The sequence below is a fragment of the Sphingomonas caeni genome (genome assembly GCF_026013415.1).
Taxonomy (GTDB): Bacteria; Pseudomonadota; Alphaproteobacteria; order Sphingomonadales; family Sphingomonadaceae; genus Sphingomonas; species Sphingomonas caeni.
Map to the genome: position 1 here is coordinate 28,415 of NZ_JAPDOK010000003.1, position 24,516 is coordinate 52,930.

At 61.6% G+C, this 24,516-nt stretch carries 27 protein-coding genes, 1 tRNA gene and 1 pseudogene; 17 read left to right on the forward strand and 12 right to left on the reverse strand.

What is annotated here, in order from left to right:
• Positions 1–3: 3 nt before the first annotated feature.
• From OF829_RS08795 to OF829_RS08820, 6 genes are all read left to right on the forward strand, one after another.
• Positions 4–3,117: an efflux RND transporter permease subunit gene (locus tag OF829_RS08795; RefSeq protein ID WP_264939639.1), complete on the forward strand. Its 3,114-nt coding sequence runs from the start codon at positions 4–6 to the stop codon at positions 3,115–3,117.
• Positions 3,118–3,127: 10 nt separating this feature from the next.
• Complete coding sequence (locus tag OF829_RS08800; RefSeq protein WP_264939640.1) at positions 3,128–3,739, forward strand: TspO/MBR family protein; 612 nt, start codon at positions 3,128–3,130, stop codon at positions 3,737–3,739.
• On the forward strand, positions 3,729–4,028 hold the full coding sequence (locus OF829_RS08805; RefSeq protein ID WP_264939641.1) for an accessory factor UbiK family protein: 300 nt from the start codon (positions 3,729–3,731) through the stop codon (positions 4,026–4,028). Before OF829_RS08800 ends, OF829_RS08805 begins: the two co-directional genes overlap by 11 nt.
• 94 nt (positions 4,029–4,122) lie before the next feature.
• Positions 4,123–4,626: a YbjN domain-containing protein gene (locus OF829_RS08810; protein ID WP_454877240.1), complete on the forward strand. Its 504-nt coding sequence runs from the start codon at positions 4,123–4,125 to the stop codon at positions 4,624–4,626.
• On the forward strand, positions 4,626–5,426 hold the full coding sequence (gene proC / locus OF829_RS08815) for a pyrroline-5-carboxylate reductase (protein ID WP_264939643.1): 801 nt from the start codon (positions 4,626–4,628) through the stop codon (positions 5,424–5,426). The genes OF829_RS08810 and proC overlap by 1 nt, the downstream gene beginning before the upstream one ends.
• Positions 5,427–5,492: 66 nt before the next feature.
• On the forward strand, positions 5,493–6,116 hold the full coding sequence (locus OF829_RS08820) for a hemerythrin domain-containing protein (RefSeq protein ID WP_264939644.1): 624 nt from the start codon (positions 5,493–5,495) through the stop codon (positions 6,114–6,116).
• 179 nt (positions 6,117–6,295) lie between these two features.
• On the opposite strand, the gene OF829_RS08825 is transcribed toward OF829_RS08820, so the two are convergent.
• Together OF829_RS08825 and OF829_RS08830 are read right to left on the reverse strand one after the other, a co-directional pair.
• Positions 6,296–6,571 (reverse strand): ASCH domain-containing protein, encoded by a 276-nt coding sequence (locus OF829_RS08825; protein WP_264939645.1) that lies wholly within the window; start codon positions 6,569–6,571, stop codon positions 6,296–6,298.
• Between the two features lie 5 nt (positions 6,572–6,576).
• A complete protein-coding gene (locus tag OF829_RS08830) occupies positions 6,577–7,062 on the reverse strand; it encodes a MarR family winged helix-turn-helix transcriptional regulator (protein WP_264939646.1) in 486 nt (161 codons plus the stop codon).
• Positions 7,063–7,127: 65 nt separating this feature from the next.
• Between OF829_RS08830 and OF829_RS08835 the strand changes: the two genes are divergently transcribed.
• Both OF829_RS08835 and OF829_RS08840 read left to right on the forward strand, forming a co-directional pair.
• Entirely contained in the window at positions 7,128–8,222 is a 1,095-nt protein-coding gene (locus OF829_RS08835; protein ID WP_264939647.1) for a branched-chain amino acid aminotransferase, read from the forward strand.
• A gap of 148 nt (positions 8,223–8,370) precedes the next feature.
• Positions 8,371–8,445: transfer RNA gene (locus OF829_RS08840), tRNA-Gln, on the forward strand.
• Between the two features lie 650 nt (positions 8,446–9,095).
• Here the strand turns inward: OF829_RS08840 and OF829_RS20610 are convergent.
• The 6 genes and pseudogenes from OF829_RS20610 to OF829_RS08870 form a co-directional block, all read right to left on the reverse strand.
• A pseudogene (locus OF829_RS20610) lies at positions 9,096–10,112 on the reverse strand (recombinase family protein); the annotation flags it as partial.
• A complete protein-coding gene (locus OF829_RS08850; RefSeq protein ID WP_264939649.1) occupies positions 10,105–10,302 on the reverse strand; it encodes a hypothetical protein in 198 nt (65 codons plus the stop codon). The pseudogene OF829_RS20610 and the gene OF829_RS08850, both read right to left, overlap by 8 nt.
• Positions 10,303–10,334: 32 nt before the next feature.
• Entirely contained in the window at positions 10,335–10,613 is a 279-nt protein-coding gene (locus OF829_RS08855) for a hypothetical protein (protein WP_264939650.1), read from the reverse strand.
• Positions 10,614–10,700: 87 nt separating this feature from the next.
• A complete protein-coding gene (locus OF829_RS08860; RefSeq protein WP_264939651.1) occupies positions 10,701–11,744 on the reverse strand; it encodes a hypothetical protein in 1,044 nt (347 codons plus the stop codon).
• Between the two features lie 143 nt (positions 11,745–11,887).
• Positions 11,888–12,220, reverse strand: coding sequence for a hypothetical protein (locus OF829_RS08865; RefSeq protein WP_264939652.1), 333 nt, complete (start codon positions 12,218–12,220; stop codon positions 11,888–11,890).
• 3 nt (positions 12,221–12,223) lie between these two features.
• Positions 12,224–12,406: a hypothetical protein gene (locus OF829_RS08870; protein WP_264939653.1), complete on the reverse strand. Its 183-nt coding sequence runs from the start codon at positions 12,404–12,406 to the stop codon at positions 12,224–12,226.
• A 133-nt stretch (positions 12,407–12,539) separates the two neighbouring features.
• On the opposite strand from OF829_RS08870, the gene OF829_RS08875 reads away from it, so the two are divergent.
• Positions 12,540–13,196 (forward strand): SOS response-associated peptidase family protein, encoded by a 657-nt coding sequence (locus OF829_RS08875; RefSeq protein WP_264939654.1) that lies wholly within the window; start codon positions 12,540–12,542, stop codon positions 13,194–13,196.
• Positions 13,197–13,238: 42 nt separating this feature from the next.
• Here OF829_RS08875 and OF829_RS08880 read toward each other — a convergent pair whose 3' ends face one another.
• Both OF829_RS08880 and OF829_RS08885 read right to left on the reverse strand, forming a co-directional pair.
• Entirely contained in the window at positions 13,239–14,684 is a 1,446-nt protein-coding gene (locus OF829_RS08880) for a hypothetical protein (protein WP_264939655.1), read from the reverse strand.
• A 17-nt stretch (positions 14,685–14,701) separates the two neighbouring features.
• Positions 14,702–15,280: a hypothetical protein gene (locus OF829_RS08885; RefSeq protein WP_264939656.1), complete on the reverse strand. Its 579-nt coding sequence runs from the start codon at positions 15,278–15,280 to the stop codon at positions 14,702–14,704.
• A 297-nt stretch (positions 15,281–15,577) separates the two neighbouring features.
• On the opposite strand from OF829_RS08885, the gene OF829_RS08890 reads away from it, so the two are divergent.
• Complete coding sequence (locus OF829_RS08890) at positions 15,578–16,219, forward strand: SOS response-associated peptidase (protein WP_264939657.1); 642 nt, start codon at positions 15,578–15,580, stop codon at positions 16,217–16,219.
• A 37-nt stretch (positions 16,220–16,256) separates the two neighbouring features.
• Here OF829_RS08890 and OF829_RS08895 read toward each other — a convergent pair whose 3' ends face one another.
• Positions 16,257–17,168, reverse strand: coding sequence for a hypothetical protein (locus OF829_RS08895; protein ID WP_264939658.1), 912 nt, complete (start codon positions 17,166–17,168; stop codon positions 16,257–16,259).
• A 289-nt stretch (positions 17,169–17,457) separates the two neighbouring features.
• Between OF829_RS08895 and OF829_RS08900 the strand changes: the two genes are divergently transcribed.
• The gene (locus OF829_RS08900; RefSeq protein WP_264939659.1) at positions 17,458–17,598 is read left to right on the forward strand and encodes a hypothetical protein; all 141 of its coding nucleotides are present in this window, start codon (positions 17,458–17,460) and stop codon (positions 17,596–17,598) included.
• Positions 17,599–17,623: 25 nt separating this feature from the next.
• Here the strand turns inward: OF829_RS08900 and OF829_RS08905 are convergent, their stop codons facing one another.
• On the reverse strand, positions 17,624–17,971 hold the full coding sequence (locus tag OF829_RS08905) for a recombinase family protein (RefSeq protein ID WP_264939660.1): 348 nt from the start codon (positions 17,969–17,971) through the stop codon (positions 17,624–17,626).
• A 351-nt stretch (positions 17,972–18,322) separates the two neighbouring features.
• Here OF829_RS08905 and OF829_RS08910 point away from each other — a divergent pair, with 351 nt between their 5' ends.
• From OF829_RS08910 to qatC, 6 genes are all read left to right on the forward strand, one after another.
• Complete coding sequence (locus OF829_RS08910; RefSeq protein WP_264939661.1) at positions 18,323–18,535, forward strand: hypothetical protein; 213 nt, start codon at positions 18,323–18,325, stop codon at positions 18,533–18,535.
• Positions 18,532–18,843 (forward strand): DUF3768 domain-containing protein, encoded by a 312-nt coding sequence (locus tag OF829_RS08915; RefSeq protein WP_264939662.1) that lies wholly within the window; start codon positions 18,532–18,534, stop codon positions 18,841–18,843. The genes OF829_RS08910 and OF829_RS08915 overlap by 4 nt, the downstream gene beginning before the upstream one ends.
• Positions 18,844–19,024: 181 nt before the next feature.
• A complete protein-coding gene (locus OF829_RS08920; protein ID WP_264939663.1) occupies positions 19,025–20,002 on the forward strand; it encodes a DUF2726 domain-containing protein in 978 nt (325 codons plus the stop codon).
• A 307-nt stretch (positions 20,003–20,309) separates the two neighbouring features.
• Positions 20,310–22,271: a Qat anti-phage system ATPase QatA gene (gene qatA / locus OF829_RS08925; protein WP_264939664.1), complete on the forward strand. Its 1,962-nt coding sequence runs from the start codon at positions 20,310–20,312 to the stop codon at positions 22,269–22,271.
• Positions 22,271–23,170 carry a Qat anti-phage system associated protein QatB gene (gene qatB, locus OF829_RS20580; RefSeq protein ID WP_319951547.1) on the forward strand — a complete coding sequence of 300 codons (900 nt, stop codon included), beginning with the start codon at positions 22,271–22,273 and terminating at the stop codon, positions 23,168–23,170. Before qatA ends, qatB begins: the two co-directional genes overlap by 1 nt.
• A complete protein-coding gene (gene qatC, locus OF829_RS08935; protein WP_264939666.1) occupies positions 23,167–24,516 on the forward strand; it encodes a Qat anti-phage system QueC-like protein QatC in 1,350 nt (449 codons plus the stop codon). The genes qatB and qatC overlap by 4 nt, the downstream gene beginning before the upstream one ends.

Here is a 24,516-nt window from a genome sequence, read left to right on the forward strand (position 1 = left end):
GCGGTGCAGCTTTCGGATCTTTCCGTCCGGCGCCCGGTGTTCGCCGCGGTGATGGCGATGCTGCTGACGATCGTCGGCGTGGTCGGCTTCAACAGCCTGTCGGTGCGCGAATATCCCGACACCGATCCGCCGATCGTCTCGGTCCAGACCACTTATACCGGCGCCGCGGCGAGCGTGATCGAATCGCGCATCACCCAGCCACTCGAGGATCAGCTTTCGGGGATCGAGGGCATCCAGACGATCACGTCGCGGTCGCGCGACGGCGGCTCTGACATCTCGGTCGAGTTCCGCCCCGGCCGCAATATCGACGAGGCGGCGAACGATGTGCGCGACCGCGTGGGCGGCGCCGCCAACGACCTGCCCGAGGACGCGCTCGCGCCGCAGGTGCGCAAGGTCGATGCCGACGCCTCGCCGATCATGTTCATCACGATCGCGCGGCCCGGCTGGACCACGCTCGAACTCTCCGACTGGGTCGATCGCAACCTGACCGACCGGTTCGCCAATATCGACGGGGTCGCGCGCGTCTTCGTCGGGGGCGAGGCGCGGCCGTCGATGCGGATCTGGCTCCAGCCCGAAAAGCTCGCGGCGTTCCAGCTGACCCCCGCCGATGTCGAGACGGCACTCAGGAAGCAGAATGTCGAGCTGCCCGCGGGGCGCATCGAATCGAAGCAGCAGAACGTCACGATCCGCGTCGATCGCCAGTTCCGCACGCCCGAGAGCTTCGCGCAGCTGGTGGTGGGGCGCGGGCCCGATGGCTATCAGGTCAAGCTGGGCGACATCGCCAAGGTCGAGCAGGGCGCCGAGAATCCGTATCAGCGCTTCCGCGTCAACGGCGCGCCCGCGGTGGGCCTCGGCATCGTCCGCCAATCGGGCGCGAACACGCTCGCGGTCGCCGATGCCGCCAAGAAGCTGATGAAGGACCTCCAGCCTTCCTTGCCCTCGGGCATGGTGATGGACATCGGATCGGACGATTCGCTGTTCATCGGCCGGGCGATCGAGGGGGTGTGGCACACGCTGGGCGAGGCCGCGGTGCTGGTGGTGCTGGTGATCTTCCTGTTTCTGGGAAGCTGGCGCGCGACGTTGATCCCGGCGGTGACGGTGCCGATCTGCCTGCTCGGCGCGATGGCGGTGCTGTGGATGGCGGGCTTTTCGATCAACCTGCTGACCCTGCTCGCGCTGGTGCTCGCGATCGGGCTGGTGGTCGACGACGCGATCGTCGTGCTCGAAAATGTCTATCACCGGATCGAGGAGGGCGAGACGCCGCTCGTCGCCGCGTTCAAGGGCACGCGCCAGGTGGGGTTCGCGGTGATGTCGACCACGTTGGTGGTCTGCGCGGTGTTCGTGCCGGTCTGCTTCCTGGCCGGCCAGACCGGCCTGCTGTTCCGCGAACTGGCGGTGGCGATGATCGGGGCGATCGCCTTCTCCGGCTTCCTCGCGCTCAGCCTCACCCCGATGCTCTGTTCGAAGCTGCTCCGGCACGAGGCGCGGGGGCGCTTCACCGGCTGGGTGGACGACCGGTTCCGCAGCCTCGAGAACCGGTACAGCCGCGGGCTCGATCGCGTGCTGCGCAAGCCGCTGCTGCCGCTGCTCGGCGTCGCCGCCTTCCTCGCGCTCGCGGGGCTGGCCTTCACCCTGCTCAAGTCCGAGCTGGTGCCGGCCGAGGATCAGGGCGTCGCGCAGGTCCAGGTCACTGCGCCCGAGGGCACCGGCTTCGCACAGATGGACCGCTACATGACGCAGGCGCAGGAGAAATTCCTGCCGATGCTCGACCAGAGCGCGGTCCGCACGCTGATCACGCGCACACCCGGCGGCTTCCAGGCAAGCGACGACTATAATAGCGGCACCTTCGTCGTCTTCCTGCGCCCCTGGGAGGAGCGGGGTGTCACGACGCAGCAGGTCGTGCAGGACCTCAACAAGAAGCTTGCCCAGATGCCCGCGATCCGCGGCAATGCGCAGGTCCGCTCGGCGCTGGGGCGCGGGCGCGGTCAGCCGATCGGTTTCGTCATCGCGGGCTCGACCTATGAGGATCTGGTCAAGGCGCGCGACCGCATCCTGACCGCGGCGCGCAACAATCCGGGCATCGTCAATCTCGACAGCGACTATAAGGAAACCAAGCCACAGCTGCGCATCGACGTCGATCCGCAGCGCGCGGGCGATCTGGGCGTGTCGGTCGATGCGGTCAGCCAGGCGCTGCAGTCGCTGCTGGGGTCGCGCCGGGTCTCGACCTATGTCGACCGCGGCGAGGAATATCGCGTGATCGTTCAGGCCGAGGAGGCCGATCGCGGCGCGCTGTCCGATCTCGCTTCCATCTATGTCCGCGCGCGCGATGGCAGCCTGGTGCCGCTGTCGAACCTCGTCACCACCCGCCAGGTCGCCGGACCGCGCGATCTGGGGCGGTTCAACAAGCTGCGCGCGATCACCTTCCAGGGCGCGCTGGCGCCCGGCTATTCGCTCGGCGAGGCACTGAAGTTCATGCAGGAGCAGGCGGCGGCGTCGCCCGAGGTGCTCGCGGTCGGCTATCGCGGCGAGAGCCAGGCCTATATCGAGACCGGCGGATCGATCCTGGTGGTGTTCGCGCTCACCATCCTGATCGTCTATCTGATCCTCGCGGCGCAGTTCGAGAGCTTCGTCCATCCCGCGGTGATCATCACCACCGTCCCGCTCGCGGTGGGCGGCGGGCTGATCGGGCTGCTGATCATGGGGCAGTCGCTCAACCTCTACAGCCAGATCGGCATCGTCATGCTGGTGGGGCTCGCCGCCAAGAACGGCATCCTGATCGTCGAATTCGCCAACCAGCTGCGCGACGAGGGCGCCGAGATCGCCGACGCGATTCGCCAGGCGGCTGCGCGGCGGCTGCGCGCGATCCTGATGACCTCGATCGCGACCATAGCCGGTTCGGTGCCGCTGATCGTCGCGGGGGGCGCGGGGGGGGGCGCGCGCGCCTCGATCGGGGTGGTGATCGTCTTCGGCGTCGCGCTCGCAACGCTGATCACCCTTTTCCTTATTCCAATTCTCTATAGTAGATTGGCCAAGCGGACCGGGTCGCCCCAGGCCGTCGGACGGGAATTGGACGCGGCGCTGGGCGCGCCGCCGCTGGCGGAGCAGCCGGCGGAATAAGGAGGAAGGCTTGAGGGAAATCGCATCGAAGGGCCAGCTGAGGCTCGCCTATCTGCGATGGGCCGTGGTGACGGTGCCGTTCATCCTGCTGCTGGGGTTCACCTCGGCGCGGCTGGTGCCTTCGGGCGCGCAGAATCGCTGGTACAAGAGCCTGCTCCTGCCCGACAACATGCCCCCCGAATGGGCGTTCCCGGTCGCCTGGACGGTGATCTACGTCCTGTTGGGGCTGGCGCTGGCGATGATCATCAACGCGCGCGGATCGACGCTGCGCGGGCCGGCTCTGGTGCTGTTCGCGGTGCAGATGGCGGTGAACCTTGCCTGGACCCCGGTCTTTTTCGGGATGCACCAGGTGATGACCGCGCTGATCCTGCTCGGGACGCTGGGGGTGCTGGTGTTCGCGACGATCCTGCTGTTCGGGCGGATCCGCACCGGCGCGGCGCTGCTGCTGCTGCCCTATCTCGCCTGGGTCGGCTATGCCGGTTTCCTGCTCTATCAGATCAATCAGCTCAATCCGAACGCGGGAAGCCTTGTTTCTGCGGGTGGGAGTGAACAGATTCAGGTCGATAACGAGACCATGTCGGTCGACGGGAATGATAGCGGAACCGGTAACGATGCAGAGTGACAACAAGCTGTTCGACGATTTCGTCAAGTTCGTGAACGGTGCCGCGGGCACCTTTGCGGGCATGGCGCGCGAGGGCGGCGAGCAGGCGCGCGAACGGGCCAAGGAATGGATCGGCGGGCTCGATTTCGTCAGCCGCGACGAGTTCGAAGTGACCAAGGCGATGGCGGTCGCGGCGCGTGACGAAGCCGATGCGCTCAAGGCGCGGGTGGCGGCGCTGGAGGCCCAGCTGGGAGGCGCGGCGGCGGCGCCCAAGCCCAAGACGGCGAAGAAGCCGACGGGAAAAGCTTGAACGCTTTTTCCACAGCTTTTCGACAGACTTGCAAACGCCGCGCTTGTGCCGCTCCGGGGCGATTGGCAAGCATCCGCGAAAGCGGGTGGAGGTTGTGATGCTCGACGAGGCCGAGTTCGACCGCGAGGACGCAGCGCCGATCGATATGCTCGAAAATTACTTCGCAGCGCATGGCTGGAGCCATGAGCGCGAGGACGACGAGATCATTGCCAAGGTCAAGGGCAGCTGGACCGAGTATGAGCTTCGCGCGATCTGGCGCGAGGACGACGGCGTCCTGCAATTCCTCGCCTTTCCGGACATCCGCGTGCCCGACGAGCGCCGCGCCGCGCTCTACGAGACGATCGGGCTGGTCAACGAGCAGCTCTGGATCGGCCATTTCGAACTCTGGTCGGCGAGCGGCATCCTGCTGTTCCGCCACGCCGCTTTGATCGACGGCGAGGAGCCGGTGATGAGCCTCAGCCATGCCGAACTGCTCGTCGAAAGCGCGATCGACGAGTGCGAACGCTTCTATCCCGTGTTCCAATTCGTGCTGTGGGGCGGCAAGAGCCCCACCGAAGCCATCGCCGCGGCGCTCATCGAGACGCAGGGCGAAGCGTGATGGGCGCGCCCGCCAGCATCTGGCTGGTCGGGTGCGGCAATATGGGCGGGGCGATGCTCCGAGGCTGGATCGCCAGCGGCATCCCTTCGACCTCGATCACCGTGATCGACCCGCAACTGCCCCCGGTGCCGGCCGGCGTCACCGCGCTGAGCGAGGTCGCGCCCGGATCGCCCGACGTGCTGATCCTCGCGGTCAAGCCGCAGATGCTGGAGCCGGTGGCGGCACAGTTCGCCGCTGCGGGCGTGCGCGCGCGGCTGCTGATCTCGGTGCTCGCGGGGGTCGAGGAGGCGGTGCTCGGCCAGCATTTCGAGGCGGGGACGGTGATCCGGGCCATGCCCAACCTGCCCGGCAGCATCGGCCAGGGCGTGGTCGCACTCCATTCGGACGGTGCCGATCCCCCCGAGCGCGCCGAGGCCGAGCTGCTGATGAAGCCACTGGGACTGGTCGAATGGATCGGCAGCGAAGCCTTGTTCGACGCCGTCACCGCGCTTTCGGGCAGCGGGCCGGGCTTCGTCTACCGCTTCATCGAGGCGCTGGCCGAGGCAGGGCGGGCGCTGGGGCTTCCCGCCGACCAGGCCGAGCGCTTCGCCATCGCCACGGTGGAGGGCGCCGCGTCGCTGGGCCGCCTGTCGGGCGAGAACCCGGCCACGCTCGCCAACCGCGTCGCCAGTCCCGGGGGCACCACCCGTGCGGGGCTCGATGTGCTCGACCATGACAATGCGCTCAAGCGGCTGATCCACGACACCCTTACCGCGGCCGCGCGCCGCAGCGCGGAACTGGCGGAAGCGGCGCGCAATTAGACTCCAAGGTTGGAACAGCCTCACGCCCCAAGGGTTTTTCCGCCATCTCATCCAATGGAGGCGGACATGGCGACCACCGAAGCCACGCGCGACAGCAAGGGACGTTTCAAGAGCAAGCCCAGAACCAACGGCGCCGATCATGGCAGCCGCGGCAATCTCGGCATGATCGCCGGCGCGGCCGCCGGCGGGGCCGCGCTGGGGCTGCTCGCGATGTTCGGGCGCAAGGCGATCGTCCAGGCGCCGAGCGCGCTCGCGCATGACTGGGTCGAGGCGCTGACGCTCGAACATGCCGCGGTCGCCAAGCTGTTCGACGCGATCGAGGCGACCGACGAGAATGCGACCACGCGCCGAAACCTGCTGCTGATGCAGCTCAAGCACGCGCTCACCAAGCATGCGATCGAGGAAGAGAATGTGATCTACCCGGCGCTGCGCGAAGCCGGGCAGCGCGAGGCGGCCGACGCGCTCAACAAGGAGCACGGCTATGTGAAGCAATATCTCTACGAGCTGGAGAATATGCCCACCGCCTCGCCGCAATGGATCGCCACCGTCCGCCGCTTCCGCGCCGATATCGAGGAGCATGTGGCGGAAGAGGAGACCAACCTCTTCCCGATGCTCCGCGCGATGCTGAGCGAGGAGAAGAACAAGGCGCTGGCGCTGGCGATGAACAAGGAGGGGTTCAAGGTGGCTTGAGGCGCCGCTGTGGCTCCGACCATCGCCGTTCGTCCTGAGTAGCGATCGCGTAGCCCGAAGGGCGTATCGAGAACGCGTATCGAAGGACAGGTTGCCGCGCGCCACGATGCCTCGATACGAGCCCTCGATACGGCGCTACGCGCCTACTCGGTCTCTACTCAGCACGAACGGATCGGGCTTCACTCCCGATATTCGAACTCGACCAGATAGACGGTGTCGCCGGGGCCGTGCTTCGCCACTTTCATCAGCGCCTCGACATCCTCGAACCCAGATCGCCGCGCGAGCTCGTCCGTGACGGAGTCGGGTGCGATCTCGCGGATCGAGGTCACGTGGATATGGCCGGGCCCCATCGCGTAACGCCCGCCGGTCTTCACGTGCGGCCGCTGCCAGATGCGGACCGAGCAGGTGATTTCGCCCCGCATCACCCGCTCGCGCAGCTGCCTGGCGAACATCATCGCGCCTATTGCCCCAGCGCCGCGATCCGCTTGCGCTCTTCCTCGGGCACCAGCCCTTCGAGCACCGCCCAGAAGCCGCCTACGGCCTCGCGGTCCGCGCTCGAATAGGCGGCGGAGAGCTTCTCGCGCAGCGCCTCGAACAATTCGGTCTCGAGCGCCGCTCCCGCGGGCGTCAGCCGCAGCAGGCGCTGGCGCCGGTCCTTGTCGCCGGTGCGCGTCTCGACCAGCCCGCGCGCGTCGAGGTCGCCGAGCACGCGGCCGAGCGACTGTTTGGTGATCGCCAGCAAGGCGAGCAACTCGCTCACCGTCAGATCGGGCTTGCGCGCGATGAAATAGAGCGCGCGGTGGTGCGCCCGGCCCAGCCCCTGCTGCGCCAGCCCGGCATCGATCGAGCGCGTCAGGTGCGAATAGCCGAAATAGAGCAATTCGATGCCGCGGCGGATCTCGGGTTCGCGCAGGAACAGCGGCGAGGCGGGAATTGGGGCAGCCATGTTGACGTATCTTGCCACGCGCCTTACTCCTTCGCAACCCGAAGAGAGCAGAGCGGACAAGCGAGATGGAAGACGCGACGGTGCTGGATTTCGAGTTCGAGGCGCATCCGAACCCGGTTTCGGCCGAGGTACTTGCGGAGACGCTCGCCAATCCCGGCTTCGGTAAGGCGCTGACCGATCACATGGTCGTGATCCGCTATTCGGACGAGAAGGGCTGGCATCGCCCGACGGTCGAGCCCCACGCGCCGATCCTGATCAATCCGGCCTGCGCGGTGCTCCATTATGCGCAGGAGATTTTCGAGGGGCTCAAGGCCTATCGCCTGCCCGATGGCGGCGCGGCCTTGTTCCGCCCCGAGGCCAATGCGCGCCGCTTCAACGATTCGGCCGAGCGGATGGCGATGCCGAAAATGCCCGAGGAACTGTTCCTCGCCTCGCTCGAGGAGATGGTGAAGGCCGATCAGGGCTGGATTCCCGAGATCGAGGGCGGATCGCTCTATCTGCGCCCCTTCATGTTCGCCTCGGAAACCTTTCTGGGCGTGAAGCCGGCCTCGGAGTTCACCTATATGGTGATCGCTTCGCCCGCCGGCGCTTATTTCAAGGGCGCCGAATCGGTGACGCTGTGGGCGTCCGAACATTATACCCGCGCGGCCCCCGGCGGCACCGGCGCCGCCAAGTGCGGCGGCAATTACGCCGCCTCGCTGGTCGCGCAGGCCGAGGCGATCCGCGAGGGCTGCCACCAGGTGGTGTTCCTCGACGCCGCCGAGCGCCGCTGGGTCGAGGAGCTGGGGGGCATGAACGTGATGTTCGTGTTCGAGGACGGATCGATCCAGACGCCCCCGCTGGGCGGCACGATCCTGCCCGGAATCACCCGCGATTCGCTGCTCACGCTCGCTCGGGATGCCGGGATCACCGTGCGCGAGGAGCGTTACGGCATCGATCAGTGGAAGGCCGATGCCGAGAGCGGCAAGCTGCGCGAGGCGTTCGCCTGCGGCACCGCGGCGGTGGTCACCTCGATCGGCAAGGTGCGCGGGCGCGATTTCGAATTCACCATCGGCAATCAGGGGCCCGGCCTGGTCGCGCAGAAGCTCAAGAGCGACCTCGTCGCGATCCAGCGCGGCCGCGCGCCCGATCCGCACGGCTGGGTAAAGCGGCTCTTTTGATTGGGTACGGCACTGGCCCGCTCCCCCACCCGGCCTCCCATAGAATATTAAAGTAAGGGAGGCCGGGTGGGGGAGCGGGCCGGTGCCGTGACGCGGGAAAACCACCCCTTCCATCCGGGGCCGCGCTGGCTATAAGCGCGGCTCCCGTTGGGGCGTCGCCAAGTGGTAAGGCACCGGTTTTTGGTACCGGCATTCGCAGGTTCGAATCCTGCCGCCCCAGCCATTCAGACCTGCTAATGCCGGGTCGTGTTCCTGTTTTGCATCCGTGATCAGCTTTATCCGATCTAGCTCGGCCATTTCCGACAGGCTTAGAGTGGCTGCCTCGCCCATCGCCAACGGGGGGCGCCCCGCTGCCATGCACAAGATACCGGCGAGGTTACCGTACAGATCGATGACCAAGCTCGTGCGGTCGGCGTTCGGCGTCAGCACGATCTTTTCGATCAGGCTTCGGATCAGGTCGATGGACTGCTCCCGGAAATCCGGGTCGTAGAAGGACGCGATGAGCCGCTGCACTTCTTCGTGGTAGCGCTTCGCCATGTTCGGATGCACGAAAACAGGGGTGGGGGGCCGCTCACTAGCTGACGACTCCAGACGCTGTTTTCTGAGCGAAAGGGCATTGATTTCGTCTTTGAGCAGATCGGGGTCGACGCCACGCTTGATGGCCTCGACCAGCTTCGCGATCTCGCGCTCGACACGCTTCAACTCTTCGCGTGCGGCATCCTGTGACTCGCTCTGCTGGGACTGAAGCCGGTTGATGTGCGCCACATATTCCTGGCAAAAAATCCTGCACAGTTCCGGGTCCACGAGCCTGTCGCGAAGCGCGCCAAGGATGACTTCTTCGAGCTTGAGGCGGCTGATGGTCAGGCGGTTGTCGCACGTCCCCTTCGTACGCGCGCAGCCGCATCCATATTGCGACGTCGAGACTTTCGACATTCCGCTGCCGCAGGTTCCGCACTTGATCAAGAACGAGAAGAGATACGTTGGCCGCTTGTTGCCGCGATTGGGATGTCGGCGCGTAAGTTCGGCCTGCCTCGCCTTCACGCGGTTCCAGAGATCGTCATCGACGATCCGCAGATGCGGCATCTCCGATCGAATCCACTCGGACTCATCCTTCATCCGGCCATTGCCACGAGCCGTGTCGGGATCGACCCAGAATTTTTGACGGTTCCAGACCAGCTTCCCGATATATCGTTCGTTATTGAGAATACCGGTCCCCCGCTGGCGATTGCCGTAAATGGTCGTGTCCCGCCAAGCCCGGCCACGTTGGGCGGGGATGCCCTCCGCGTTCAGCGCAATGGCGATAGCGCGCGGCGATACCCCTCGCGCATACTCCTTGAAAATGCGCCGAACGATCCGCGCTTCCTCCTCGATGATGTAATGCCGTCCCCCGATCTGTTTGCCCCGGGCGTCCCAGCGACGTTCCACCCCGTATCCGTAGGCGAGGCCGCCAGCGCTCTCCCCGTTCAGCGCGCGCTCTTCCAGCCCGCGATGAGTACGCTTGGCGAGATCGGCGATGTAGAGCTCTGAAAACGTGCCTTTGAAGCCCGTTTTCAGGGCGTCGATTTCACCCTCCATCAGCGTGAAGATCGTGATCTCCAAGAATTGAAGGCGCTTCCGCATGTGGGCGATGTCGCCCTGGTCGCGGCTTAGCCGGTCGATCGACTCCGACAGCACGATGTCGAATTTTCGTTCGCGCGCCGCCGCCAACATCTGTTGCAGTTCGGGCCGGACCATGTTGCTGCCCGACAGGCCCCTGTCGCAATACTCGCCGACGATCTCCCAACCCTCAGCCGCCGCGCGGTTGCGCAGCAGCCGCAACTGCTGGTCAATGCTATCGTCGCGCTGATTTTCTGCTGACGAAAAACGCGCGTACAGGGCCACTTTAGTCATCGAGAACCTCTTCGCAATCAATATACGCGATCCTGCCGCTTGCGATAAAGGCTTTATAATCGGCTTCCGCCGCAATTCTCGCCAAGTGGCGTACAATATCCGCGAGCGCGTTATACAAATGACTGGCGGCAGGGTCGTCCGTCACCGAATGGTGCTTGAACTGTTCGGCAATGGGTTGTTCAAAGGACATGTAGAACATCCTTCTACCATAAGCTGTAGGATTTAATGCCTGCGATTGTGTGCACCGCGAAAATTATTTCTAAAGAGGCCTGCGCACCCTCCGATCGACGCCCAGAAATCCGCCACCCGGTCGGTGGCGTTGATCGGATCGGTTTCAAGGCAGCGGTGATAGAAACCGCGGGCGAACGCTATTGCGTAGTCGTCGGACTCGCCTCGGCGACGGAACTCGCCCAGCACGGGGCAGAAGTCGATTTCGTCGGCGCGCAGGCGGCCATCGACGCGTGCTTTGCCATAGCTTCTGTGGCTTTCGTGTGTGGGCATTCGCGCCTCCTGTGCTGTTCACAGGCGGCGTCTAATGAGTTCTTGATAGGCATCACCTGACTGGGGCGGGGTGTTTTGGTGATCAGGTTAGGCGGGAGACGGAGGGGGTCGCTTCCGACGCCGCACAAGTTTTCTGAGTTCTTGCCTACGGGCGCCAGGTTCCGCAGTCGCAAATTCTCTATCCGTCCTGACGCGTTTTGGTGGCGGCAGATACTCATTGGCGTCCAATTCTCGGGCTCGACAGTAATCTCTCACTGCTCTCACGAGCCGATCCTCACCAAAGTGCGTCATTACGTCTTGATAGAGTTCGCCCGAATCTAGCCATTCGCCCCACACACGTCGAAGGAATTCAATCGGTGTCTCCTTGGGAAGGCGATCATCACGGTTTTTCCAGCGAAGTTCTGGCTCTTTGATCGATACGGAATTCTCCGCGCTTAGCCCAAAGGATTCTGTGGGAGTTTTATTGAGGGCACGTGTGAAGGAGGCTACGAGCTGAGCCGCAAGATCAGCGGTAAACGCGTGGGTCAAATGAACGGCCTTGCTACCCGCTGAGCGTTGAAAATCGGTCACAGTGGTGCGAGCGATCCTAGCAGCGTCTGTTGAAGACATTCCCGCCTCGCCTAATCGAAAAGCAATCCTCTTTGTCAGCTCTTCTCTCAATGTGGTGGGTATTATATCAAATTCGCGCGAATTTTCAATAATAGATTTAAGATCCTCTATCAAGATGCATGATATTGTTTGAGTGCACCAAGATTGATTGGCTGATCGGTTATTTATTAGATCGGGAAAGCCAGCGACGAATTCGTTCACCAACGCTGAAAGGCGTGGATCGTTGTCAATTTTAATCGATTGTTTATTGATAAACCATCTTACGGTAGAAGCTTCTTCGAGTATATGTCCTTTCATCATTTCAATCTGGTGGATTCCATGGCCAAGTTCTAAAAGTATACGAGCGATATATTCCGCAATATGTTTTTCCGCATAATCTGTATCTTTGGATTTTATATTTGGGGACGATCTGATGATTTTGATGGCTTCCTTGATAAATGGGAATCCGATAGGGCATATATCTAGCCCGATTCTCCAGAAACGCCTCGGAGTTTCTAAATCTTGCGGTGCGGAAGCGCGCATAACTATCCGCTCTTTAATCCAAGCGATTGCGCGACATCGAGTTCGGCATGCTCAGCGCGGCTCCGATTGCGACACAGGTAATGATACTACCATCAGCACCGTTGGTTGCTCAAATCCGAGCGCTTCGTGCAGGACGGGTCCGACTAACTTCTGTATCGCGCCGTCAGCTTCTTCCACTCCGCGTCGCTCGGCAGTGGCAGGACCGCGCCGGTCGGCGGGTCTTTCGTCTTGTCCAGCCGGGGCCGGACGAGCGAGCCGTCCTGTTTGCGGCAATAGGCGCAATGAAACCGCCGCGCCGCGCTCTGCACATCGTCGCGCCAGCCTTTCCGGTCGAACAGCTTCCACAGGGCCGCGCCGTGCAGGACCCGTTGGTGGCCGCAGCGCTGGCAGGAGAGCCGGACGTTCCAGAAGCGCAGCGCGAGATCGGTGACGGTGCGCAACGGCGGCCATTCCTCCGCGAGATTGTCGCGGGCCATCCCTCAAAACAGCGTCGGCTGTTCCTGGAGGTGAAGCTGCGCGCCCTTGGCCGCCGTCACCGCGCGGCGGTAATGGATCGTCTCGAACCGCTCGGCTTCGTCGAAGCCCACGGGCGCGACCTCGTCGGTGGGGAAACAGGCGTCATAGATCGTGCGCGCCAGCGCACGCAGGGGCTCGGTCTGCATGTCAGTGTCTCGGTTGTTCCGACTCGAAGGACGGCGACGATAAGTCCAAAATGGTCCGTCTGGAAAGAGATTTGTTCTCTTTGTGTTCCGCGCTATAAGGCGCGCCGGTTTCCGAGTCGGTAGCGAGAGGCGCATGTCGCGGCTGCATTGTTTCATGGCGACGGCGGGCGAGATCGCTTCGCGCTTCGGCGCGAGCTATCCGCAGGATCTCGCCGTGCCGGCGCAGACGGTCGAAGGCCTGATGGGCCTCGCCGTGTTCGAGAGCGAACGCGCGCGGATGCTGCGGACGATGCGCTGGGGCTTCCCGCGCCGGGCGCGGGGCGGCGGGCCGCCCGAGGAAGGGCCGGACAAGATCGGCCTCGTCGCCGACCTGACGAACCCGATGTGGGAGCATCTGGTGGTCGATCCCCGCTATCGCTGCATCATCCCAATCACGCATTTCGCGAACCCGGACGGCCCGTCCGGCGCGAAGACGCGGACGTGGTTTTCGGTGAAGGGGCAGCCGATCCTCGCCTGGGCGGGCTTTTGCCGGAACACGGAAGAGCTCGGCCCGGTCTATGCGGGCATGACGATGGACGCGAACAGCGCCGTCATGCCGACCAACGATCGCATGCCGGTGCTGCTCGAGCCGGGCGAGTACGACCGGTGGCTGCGCGGCTCGATTGAGGACGTGATCGCGTTTCAGTTCCGCCCGCCGATCGCGGCCGACCGCATGACCGTCGAGCAGACGACCGACCGCTGGCGCGGCGAAGGGCTGCCCTCCGATTGGCGGCAGGCTGCATTACTCTGAGCCGATGCGCAGAGCGGCCATTCGGACGGTTTCAATCAAGCGCTATGGGGCCAATTCCACCAGCGTGCCGACTCCGCTCCTGCCCTCATATTGAGAGGCGGGTCCATTGCCGCTGTATCGATGAGTCAGGATCTGTGATGAGGCGGAGCTTATCGAGCCCCCGTCAGATATCCTCGTTCCGATAATCGTCGGAGAGAGATTATAGGCTCGGTAGTAGCCGAAGGACAGGCTGATCAACTTGCCTTGGGAAAACGAAAATCGCGGTGTAGTTATATAGCCCGAATAATAGTAGGAAGAGACGGAGCTGACACAAAGCGGGCAATTCGCGCGCGGCGAAGTGTCGTATATGACGACACCGGCAGACGTATTGAAGTCGCCAACGTCCTGATCAGACGTAAAGTCAATTTTGAAATTGGTCACATCGGACGAATCTGCGGTGCCGGTAAAAGTAGATGAAATCCCGGCCAGCGTAAATTCGACGATGTACGAACCGGATTGACCAAAGAAGCCCGGAGTGGTCGATATCACTGGGGAGAATGTGTTCGTAAATTTGAATTTACGACTGCACGGCGGCAAGGATATTTTGGACAAGGATTCCAGAATATTCGAGCGAACGATCTCTCTGCCTGAATAGGCGGGATTCAAATACGAGGTTATGAGCCCATGCCCATCGTCGTTCTCGTCAATACGAGGTATCGCGAGATCGGCCGGGCTAGGGCTGAGTACGTTGCCGAAAACCTTTAGCAATTCGGTTATAACTCGGTCATTTTTCGATAAAATGTACTTCCCACGGACGGTTTGAGTGGGCGGGGCTATATGAAAAGCTTCAACAGGGCCGGTGGAAAATTTTCCAATCAAACTGTCATAGGTTTTGTTTACGAAGAAATTTCCTTGAGAGTATCCGATAAGTAGGTCCCCATATCCTTTACCGATATACGACGACATAATCGCGAAGTGCTCGGTGTACTCTTTTTCTGTGTTGCTTCCGATTATAAAATTATACTGAGCGTCTCGTGAATATGATGCGGCAATGGATTTGGTTATACCGTCCTTTGCATTCGCAAAAATGGTGGATATCGCCTGATTTGCGACAAGTTTGGCTTGATCAAGGGACGACGGTCGGGAACTGACTACATCCCAGAGAACGTCATACCGCTTTGAAATAGTATGGCTAGCGTCTACCTCGTCGGCCTTCTGCTTAAAAACCTCTTGGAGATCGGGCACTAATCCATAGGATACGTTGTATAACAGGCGGTACACCACTGGAAGATTGTTATATCTATCTCCAACAACCATTGAAAGTTCGCGCAGCTGCTGGAAGGCCTGCTCTCGATGGCCGCGTACAATAAGCTGTCCGCCCATCCCATTAGAATAGCCGACTGCGTACCCCTTGAGTGCGCAACTGCTTTGCGCGTGAGCGCACTGCATTGAAACCGCAAATATGATGCAAAGAGCAACCGCCCGAAGCACCCTCGACGGTAAGAGCATGGCTTTCTCCGAAACGGCTAACGCAGATAGCTGTTACAATCTAAATCCTCAGTGCCAATTGTAGTGCCATCCAAGCGCCGATTGAATTGATCATACTTATCGAACCGTGCGCGTGTGTTGAATGTGTACGCTACTAACTGGTCTTCGTACCGGGAGATGCTTTTCAGATTCGGGACACTAGCAATGCACATCGTTGAGTGGAAAAGTAAACTGTCCGCGCCACGCAGGTCATCGGCATTGGCCAGATCGATTGAAAGGATACGATTCAGCGCTTTCGCTTTGCGCTTAAGGAAATCGGCTTCGGAAACGGAGACGGGCAGGCTCGCAATGTATTTATCTATATCGTCCCTGACCCCATTCGCGTTGCTGTCGGTGCCGAGTAGGGTGTCGCTATAATCCAGAGTCGGGATCGTTCCGGCGCTTTGTGCTGCCTTTAGAGCGTCCTCTACCGTAGCAGCTTTGGTGGGGCTAGGGGTCGGTGAAGGGGTGACTGTTGGACTCGGGACAGGCGTGACGACCTCCCCGCCAGACCCAGAACTTCCGCAACTAGCGAGAAGTCCCAGAAGCGCTGCCCCGAACATTTTCACCTTAACCATTCTTGCGCCCCCTTCTGACTATTCTACACTCTACCACTTACTATTTAAATGGCGACGTGAGCCGATTGAGGCTCGGAGCTGCCAGCAGAACGCGGCGGACCAGCGGAGCGCACTCTGCCGTCTGCTGCGCAGCCGGACAGGGGTCGCAAGTCTGTTTGGGCCGCGTGGCACACTTGCTCCCGCCTTGAGGGCGGTGCGGCGGCTGGCGCACTGCCGCGCGCGCACGCCGCCCCGCCGGGCGGCTCCGCAAGGGTGCGTCCTTGTTGTCGCCTGCGGCGGGGGCGCTAGGATCGCGCCATGTGCAATCTCTACACGAACCGGAAAAGCGCCGCCGAAGTCGCGGCGCATTTCCGGGTCAAAGACCCGTTCCAGTCCAACGCGCCCGAGGAGGTCTATCCCGGTCAGCCCGGCATGGTCGTGCGCGAGGCGGGCGGCGCGCGCGTCATGCAGTCGATGGTGTGGGGCTTCCCGCTGCGGCTCAAGACGATGAGCCCGACCGCGAAGCCGAAGCCCGTCAACAACATCGCCGATCTGCGCAAGGGCATGTGGGTCGGCCTGGCGCGCAAGCCGGAATGGCGCTGCCTCATTCCGCTGACCGGGTTCGCGGAGGCCGAAGGCGCGAAGGGCGCGAAGACCCGCACATGGTTCGCCGTGAAGGACCAGCCGATATTCGCGTGGGCGGGGCTGTGGCGCGAGAGCGCGGAATGGGGGCCGGTCTATTCGGGCGTCATGACCGAATGCAACGAGGCGATCCGCCCGGTGCATGACCGCATGCCCGTGCTGCTGCACCCCGACGAGTACGACCGCTGGCTGCACGGCAGCTTCGAGGATCTCATCGCGTTTCAGGAGCGCTGCTTTCCCGACGAGCTGATCGAGATGACCCGCACGTCCGAACCGTGGGTGAAGCGGACGCAGCCCGCCGACGCTTCTATGACGTGAACATCCCAGTTGGCAGTTGTGTCAATTAGGGAGCGGCCTAATTGTAAGCGGGAGGGGCAACGGGAATATTGCGCAGCACTGGTAGCAGTGTGGGATCGACAAGGAGCGAAAATACAAAGCTCAGCACCAGCAACAGTGCGACCCAGCCCGCCACTAAACGAACCGCTCCAGGCCTAGAAGCCACCATGAGCGAGATATAGGCCACAGTTCCTAAAACCGCCAAAACCGGAACTGCGACCAGCACTATCAGCCCGATGACGATAATGAGAGGCAGGTCCGCGCAGCCGAACGGCAGCTTGCCATTCTCCTGCTCACCTAAATCAAGCTCAAGCTGCGTGTATGGTGCAAATTCAAACTTACGACCTGTTTGGATGATACTCGAAATCACAATTACCCAGCTGGTTAAGAAGAGCGTTACGAGGATCGAGTTTCCAATGACCGGATTTCTGGCGACAAATTCTGTCCAGATCAAAACTATTGAAATCATAATTAGAATTAGAATCGCAGTGAACCAACGGATGTCCCGTTTGCTCATGCCCTCTGTGATCCGATCAGAGGGTAACTCGAATTTTATAGGGGAGTCGGTTCGGCGTTTTACAATTAAATTAATGATATAATCCGGAATGTGGCCGATGTCGTAGAGCAGCTTTCCGAAAATCGAGAACCCTTCGCTAGACTTCCAGGCAAAGGAAGATGCTCCGAACGCCAATATAATAAGCGTGGTCAAATCTCTAGTGAACGGTTGAAGCTTTATATGCAGAAAATGAAAAGGGAGACTAACGAAATAGTGCCACCAGCCGGATAACAAGCTCAACGTTGCCGAAAAGTCGGCCAAGTTCTGAACAAACGCGAAAATGTTTATTCCGCTAAGTACGGTCAATATAGTAGCGATGTTGCCATTAAATCCGCGCCTGTCGACCTTGGCTTGAGTATCGTTGTCGCCAGCCACGCTTGCCCCCAAACAGCTTGCCCGCCTGTATCGTATCTCGCGATGTGGAAGAAGAGCTAGCGCTTATTTGAGCGACTGGATCCTAGCGAGAAAGAGCCCCGCGATATTTATCGCACGCATACGCGTTCAACGCTTCATCGCGAGCCAAAACCGGTTTGTCGGACATATGCAGGCGATTTCAGGTAGCCAATTTGACGTCATATCCGCGAAGTGATCTCACTGTCCGAAGGACTTAGGTCCAAATCCGCCCACCGTTGAAACCCTGCCTTTCAATGGTGGAGTCTGCCCGATGAAAAGCTCGGTCTCGGAAGCGGTTGCGAAGATCGTCACGACATATGTCGATAACAAGTACCCGGGTCGGGGGTTGGCGGCCCTGGCGATGATCCTGACTGCGGCCCTTGTGGCTCTGTACTTCCTCACCCACCGCTGATCGTGACGTCTGAACAATGCGCCCGCTACTGCGGCATTGCCGGGCCGGGCGTGGCAAGAAAGCGGTCGAGATTTCCACTCTGCTCGTCGTCGAGCGTGCGCACCGCAGCGCCCTTCGCCTTAACGTCGTTGGCCAACAGTTGCAGCGAGGCGGCGTCGCGTGACAGTCGCGCGAGATCGCACACCAGCAGCGTATCGCCCACGCCCAGCTCCGCTATCGCGTCCGCCAGCGCGGAGTGCTCCGTCGACAGGCCCGAAACGCCTTCATCCGAATGCACGATCTGGCATCCAGCCGCGCGTAGCTGGTCGATCTGGCCGTTGATGTCTCCGTCGGTACTGGCGGTTCGCGCGTAGCCGACAAGCTTGCCTGCCATCTTCACTCCCTGATTCAGCCCGCAGATTAGCATTGGCCAGACCGGCGCGTCACTCAAGCTGCCTGACTTATCCACCGGCGAATAGAGTGAAATCTGTCAGGGCTCCGTTGTGACGGCAGATGGATCATTCCTCCGTACGCACCGAGAACCACCCGCGGCATCCGGGGTGGAAGAGTTGAGCGAACCGGGACGGCGATCAACCTGACTCGCTTCCGCGCTGCGCTTGTGCAGCTCCGCCCCGCATGGCGGCACACCTCCGGCGCGAGGTTTGATCGCCGCCCCCTAAGGTCCGCTCCGGTCCTCTCCCACGATGCCGCGAATGGTCGCGGATCGAACCAAAGGAGAAAGACCATGAGCACCGAAAACAGCTCGAACCGCAAACCGTCCCACCGACTCTATCAGGTGTCGGGTGAAGGCAGGAACGCCATCTGGACGCCGATCGCCAGCGCCTGGGTTCACGGGGACGGCAAGGGCTTCAACATCCTCGTTCCCTTCATCGGCAAGATCGTCATGCGCGAGGTTTCGGCCAAGGGCGAAGACGACGACCAAGGGCGGCTCGTATGAGCCGCCCAACCACCATCGCGGCCCTCAACGACGCGATGCGTAGCGCGGGGCCGCTCGCTCCCGGTCACGATCAGTGGATGATTACCGCAGGCGTGACGGATCGTGGAAAGCGCTTCACCCTGTCGGCGCTGATGGAAGTGATCCACTTCGACGGCTTCACGCCCATCAACGACCCGTACGCGGAGCATGACTTCGGCGCGTTCGAGATCGACGGCCTCCGGCTGTGCTGGAAGATCGACTACTATGATCTTGCGCTCGAATATGGCTCGCCCGATCGGCCGATCCCGCCGTCACACGTCGCGTCCTGACCATCTTGCTCGCCAGCGAGTACTAACCCTTCGTGGCGGCGCGCCCATCGCGCGCCGCCACGAGTAACCGCGAGCAACCTGCGATACGGACAAGTAGGCACCATCGATCGTACTTAGCGTTGACATCCACGCCGCTTGCCGGGGCTATCAACTCCGTGGAATCGGCGCCTATAATCGCCTCATGAAAAGGAAGCTGACCAATCGCGGAGAACAACTCGTACATGATGAGATCGTCGGCGTGGTCTCGACATACCAAGCTGAAATTTATCGGCGTATCCGAATTGCCGATGTTATTGACATCAGCAAGTTGTCGGATCGGTCGCGCGGCACATTCGCGCTCCAATCTCATTTTGATATTTGCGTCGGCGACGAGCGCAAAGAGCCTGCCTTCGCGATCGAATACGACGGCGCTGGCCATGACGGCAGGAACGACGAGCGCAAGAACGAAATCGCGCGCGAGGCTGGCTTGGCACTCTTCCGCGTTTCGGAACTGTTGCTCGACCGGCGGCAGGGCGGGGTCACGTTTCTTCAGTATCTAGCGCACACCTGGTTCCTCGGGCGCGAGTTCATGCGCATGCGCGAGGCAGGCGAGATAGACTCCGATGAGCCGTTCTTCATGTCCGGTTTCCTCAAGCCGGACGCTCAGCACATCTTCGATTCGGAGTTCAACTTCACCGGAATCTGGCGTGGCCGGATCAACCGCCTTGCGAAGCAAGCCGGGCAAGAATGGCATCAGCTTGCTCACTGCAACATCGCCCATTCGCTTTTGGCGAAGGGAGATTCCAGCTTCGTCGGATTGGCGAGCGTCCCGATTGCGGGACGCATGGCCTACGGCAGGGCGAGGTTGGACATTGGCACGCCCAGCCTGGGCGAGTTGGGTGAGCTGCCCTTTGGCTGGTCGGCTTTGTCAGACTTCTGCGAGGGTATGGCCTTGGAAGACCTTTGCGCCAACATCGAGATGCAGCTTGGATCGGGCGGACACGCGGCGCGAACCGAAGAGGAAATGTATGCCGAGATCGAGGCGTTGGCGGCGCAGGGTTATCGCGTCCTCCGTAGCGGCTGGGGAGGCGGAAACGGCGGTATGATAGAGCGGGTCAACAAAGCGTTCCGGGCCGATGCCATGCCCTCATCAGTCTACCCGCCGAGCGCTTCGCGCTGACCGCAAGATGTGTGCGGTAATACCGCACATCTTGGCAAGGGGGCCCGCTGCGCGCCCCCGTTGCATCCCCCCGGCCCGAAACGACACGGTCCATCACCCGCATACTGGCGTATGGCGTCATTCCCGCGCCGTTGCCAACGTATCGCCGTTGCACCACTCGTCAGAGGAGCGTTCCTGCTCCTCCGACACCTCCAAACCAAAGGGCTCGCACGCCCTCTGGACACCAGCTCTAGGCATTTTGGTCGTTGTCGCGGTCAATTGGCTTCGTCGCGCGGACGGTCTAGTATCATTCATTCAGAGGAATGCCGTGATACTCACCGACAACGAGACAAAGGTCGACCTTCTCAACAATGAAGCGATCGCCAAGACGATAATCGAGCTGCTTAGGGAGAAGCCTGAGCATGCGGTGACTATCGGCGTTCACGGTGATTGGGGTGCGGGAAAATCCAGCGTCCTCGAAATGATCGAGCATTCGCTCCGCGGCGACGATGATGTTCTGTGCCTCAAGTTCAACGGTTGGCGCTTCCAAGGGTTCGAAGACGCTAAGATCGCGCTGATCGAGGGAATCGTCACCGGGCTGATCGAGAAGCGATCCTTGGCGACGAAGGCAGGCGAAGCCGTAAAGGACATCTTTCGCCGCATCGACTGGCTCAAGGTCGCGCGGCACGGCGGCGGGCTGGCTTTCACGGCGCTGAGCGGCATTCCCACACCGGACCATATTGCGGCGGTCGTCGGAACCCTCAGAGGTATCCTGTCCGATCCCGCAAAGCTCGCGACGAAGGGCAACTATGACAAAGCCATCTCCAGCGTGGAGGGGCTGATTAAGCCAGGTGAATCGAAAAACGTCCCGGAGGAGATCGCCGAGTTCCGTAAGGCGTTCGACGGCCTTTTGGACAAGTCGGGCGTGAAGCAGCTCATCGTGCTCATCGACGATCTGGACCGCTGTTTGCCTGACACGGCGATCGAAACACTCGAAGCGGTGCGCCTCTTCGTGTTCACTGACCGAACCGCGTTCATCGTCGCCGCCGATGAGGCGATGATCGAATACGCTGTGCGCAAACACTTCCCGGAGTTGCCTGACACCACCGGGCCTCGCGACTACGCGCGCAACTATCTCGAGAAGCTCATTCAGGTGCCGTTTCGCATACCGGCTTTGGGCGAGACGGAAACGCGCATCTACGTGACTTTGCTTTTGGTCGGCGCCGAGCTTGGCGACTCCGATCCAGCCTACGCCGCTCTCGTCGATGCAGCGCGCGAGATGCTGAAGCGGCCTTGGAAATCCGCCGGCCTTGACGCGCAGACGGTTAGGACGGCGCTGGGATCGAAGGCTGGGCAAGTACAGAACGCGCTCGCTTTGAGCGATCAAATCGGGCCGATTTTGGCGAGCGGGACGCAAGGCAATCCGCGCCAGATAAAGCGATTTCTAAATACACTTTTGCTGCGGTATCAAACGGCGATGGCGCGCGGCTTCGGTGACGAAGTCAAGTTGCCAGTGCTCGCGAAGCTCATGTTAGCCGAACGATTCCTATCGCGTCTGTTCGATCAGATCGCAAGCGCTGCCGCACGCCATCCGGAGGGCCGCTGCGAGGACTTGGCGGCATTGGAAGCGGTCGCGTCCGAGGAAAAGACGGTATCCAAAACCCGTCGCAGCGGACCGAGAGTCACCAGTTTTGAGAAAGACGCCAAGCCCGCCGCCGTCGCGACGGAAACCGAAAGCGCGACACTCAGCGAATGGAAAGCCGCCGATGCAATCCGCGCGTGGGCCAGCCTAGCGCCGAGTTTGGCTGATGTGGATTTGCGCCCATACCTGTTCGTGACGAAAGACCGTAAGGATTACTTCGGCGCGGCGTCTGTTTTGGGTCGGCTGACCGCGGTCGTCGAGAAGCTGCTGGGTCCGAAATTGCAGGTCCAGAGCTTCGAAAACGAACTGAAGCAACTGGTCCCCGCAGAGGCGGCTCAGGTATTCGAAGAGTTGCGTGGGCGCGTCATGGGCGGCGACGCGTTCGACACCACCCCCCCGGGCATCGACGGAATCGCGGTGTTGGTGCGAGCGCATCCCACATTGCAGGCGAACCTCGTCGATTTGCTTGAAGCCCTGCCGACCGACCGCTGCGGACCGTGGCCCGCGAGCGGGTGGGAGGGGGTAATCAAAGAGGCCGAGTCCGTGGCGCGCTTCGAAAAACTTTTGGAGAAATGGTCGGCCTCGAAGTCGGCGATGCTGAAGGCGACGGCGGCGGCCGCCCTTCGAACACGCAGGGGGGGACGCTGATGGGCACTTCGAGTTCATACGGCGGCGCGAGCGGCGGTACACCGCTCGTGCCGAGTTGGCTCCAAGGAGATGGCGGAGGCGATGCCGGAGGTGGTGACGGTGGGCTGCCGAGCCCCGACGATGGAACGCCACCTGGCCAGAATGATGGGGGCGCCCCAAGCGCACCTTCGGCTCCGCCCGCCCGGCCCGTTGCGCCGACTGCAGGAGACTCGGATCGTTACACGGCGGCGCGGGGCAATTTTACCCGATTCACGAGTTCCGGCGGAAGTGATCGTCGAAGCCTGGGACGCGCCGTTTCGCAGTATGTTTCGCGCGCAGCGGGAGGGTCGCGAAACGCGGCGAGTCGGATGGGCTCATCTCGTGGAGCAGGTGCCGGACTTGTCCGGTTCCTCAACAACGTCGCGACGAACGGTGTTCGGGAAGCGCTGCGGACCCTTAATCTCGAAGGCTTAGCCGGTCGACCCATCGAGGAGATATTCGCGGGTCTCGCCGACTACATTTGCCCGGAGGGCGGCTCAATCGACGATGGCATCGCGAGGGACGCCTTCGTCGAAACCATCGCGGATCTCGCCGGTGCCGGAATTACAGACTTGGACGGGCTCACGCCGCCCCAGATTCAAACGATCTTCGAATTGTACGCGACGCACGCGATCGAAGCGCGTCTGTGCAACGACATCGGTAGCAAGGTCGTCACGGTGCCCGCCGATGCGCGCGCCGCCGGACGGGTCCAGGCACAGCTTCGGGATTTCATACAACGTGGTGTCAGCGACGCGTTGAGCGCGGCAGCGATGGCGGTTCAGGCGCTGACCCCAGATGCGGTGATCGGATTCGTCACGGGCATATACCAGTCCGCTTTCCAGATACTTCAGACCATGGGCGACGCGGAGGCAGCGACATGAGACGGCATGTGCTCATCGGGCGGTTCGGTCCCGACGACAAAATCCCCGTTCCTAGAGCGCGCGACGAGGTGGCATCGACGCTCCAACTCTCGACTGGAAAGAATCTCGACCACGGCATCGGTCGCGCCTTGGCCGACCTCCGAGCTTTGAAACTGACACCGAGTGAAATCGGGGTCGATCTCTTGGTTGTTGCCGCCCACGTGCACGCCGCGGATACGAGAATCTCGCGCGCAACGGAATCGCAGGACGCGTGGACGCGGGAAATCAGGTTGGTCGTGCCCGTCAGCGATCCGGTGAAGTGGAGCGCCGCGGCACCCATTCTCGTGCGCACACTGAATTTCCTGACGGGGGACCGTTGGAATGTTGGCTTCAGAAAGCGCCCCAAAGCCTTTTTCGAGACGGTGCCGAAAAGCGCGCAGGTTCCGCTCATACCACCCTATGATGGCGTCAGCTTGTTTTCGGGCGGGTTGGATAGCCTCATCGGTGCGATCGACTCCTTGCAAGCGGGCGGCAAACCTCTTCTGGTGAGTCATGCGGGTGAAGGGCTGGTCAGCAAGTCACAGGAGCTTTGCTTCGAGGGCCTGAAAGGCGCTTACAAGAATGTCGAGTTCGACCGACTGCGAGTCTGGATGAATTTCGAGCACGGCCTGATCGAGGACGTCGGATCGGAAGACACCACGCGCGGGCGATCCTTCCTGTTCTTTTCGCTGGGCGTTGCCGCCGGAACCGCGCTCGGTCAGTCCTTCACGCTCAAGGTGCCGGAGAATGGGCTAATCGCGCTAAACGTCCCGCTCGATCGTTTGCGGCTCGGCGCGTTGAGCACCAGGACGACCCATCCATTCTATATGGCTCGATGGAATGAGATGCTTAAGGCCCTCGGCATCCCCGGGCTGGTCGAAAATCCATACTGGAACATGACCAAGGGTGAGATGGTCAAGGCTTGCGCCAATCCCACTCTCTTGAAGCAACTGGCTCCGCTTTCCTTGTCATGCTCATCGCCGACGAAGGGCCGGTGGACGAAACAACCCCAAGGCCATTGTGGGCACTGTCTACCCTGTCTCATTCGGCGGGCGTCGTTGGGCAAGAACGATACGACGCCTTACAATCTGCCTGATTTGCAGGCGCGCATCCTGAATACCAATCAGGCCGAGGGTCAGCAGGTACGCTCATTTCAGGTCGCCATCGCGCGTCTCGCGGCGCGCCCGGAACTCGCAAAAATCCTTATTCATAAGCCGGGACCGCTCTACGATTTCCCCGACAGGCAGGACGACCTCGCCGAGGTGTATCGGCGCGGTTTGGAAGAAGTCGGACGATTGATTGCTGGCGTTCGTACCGCCCCGCTGTAG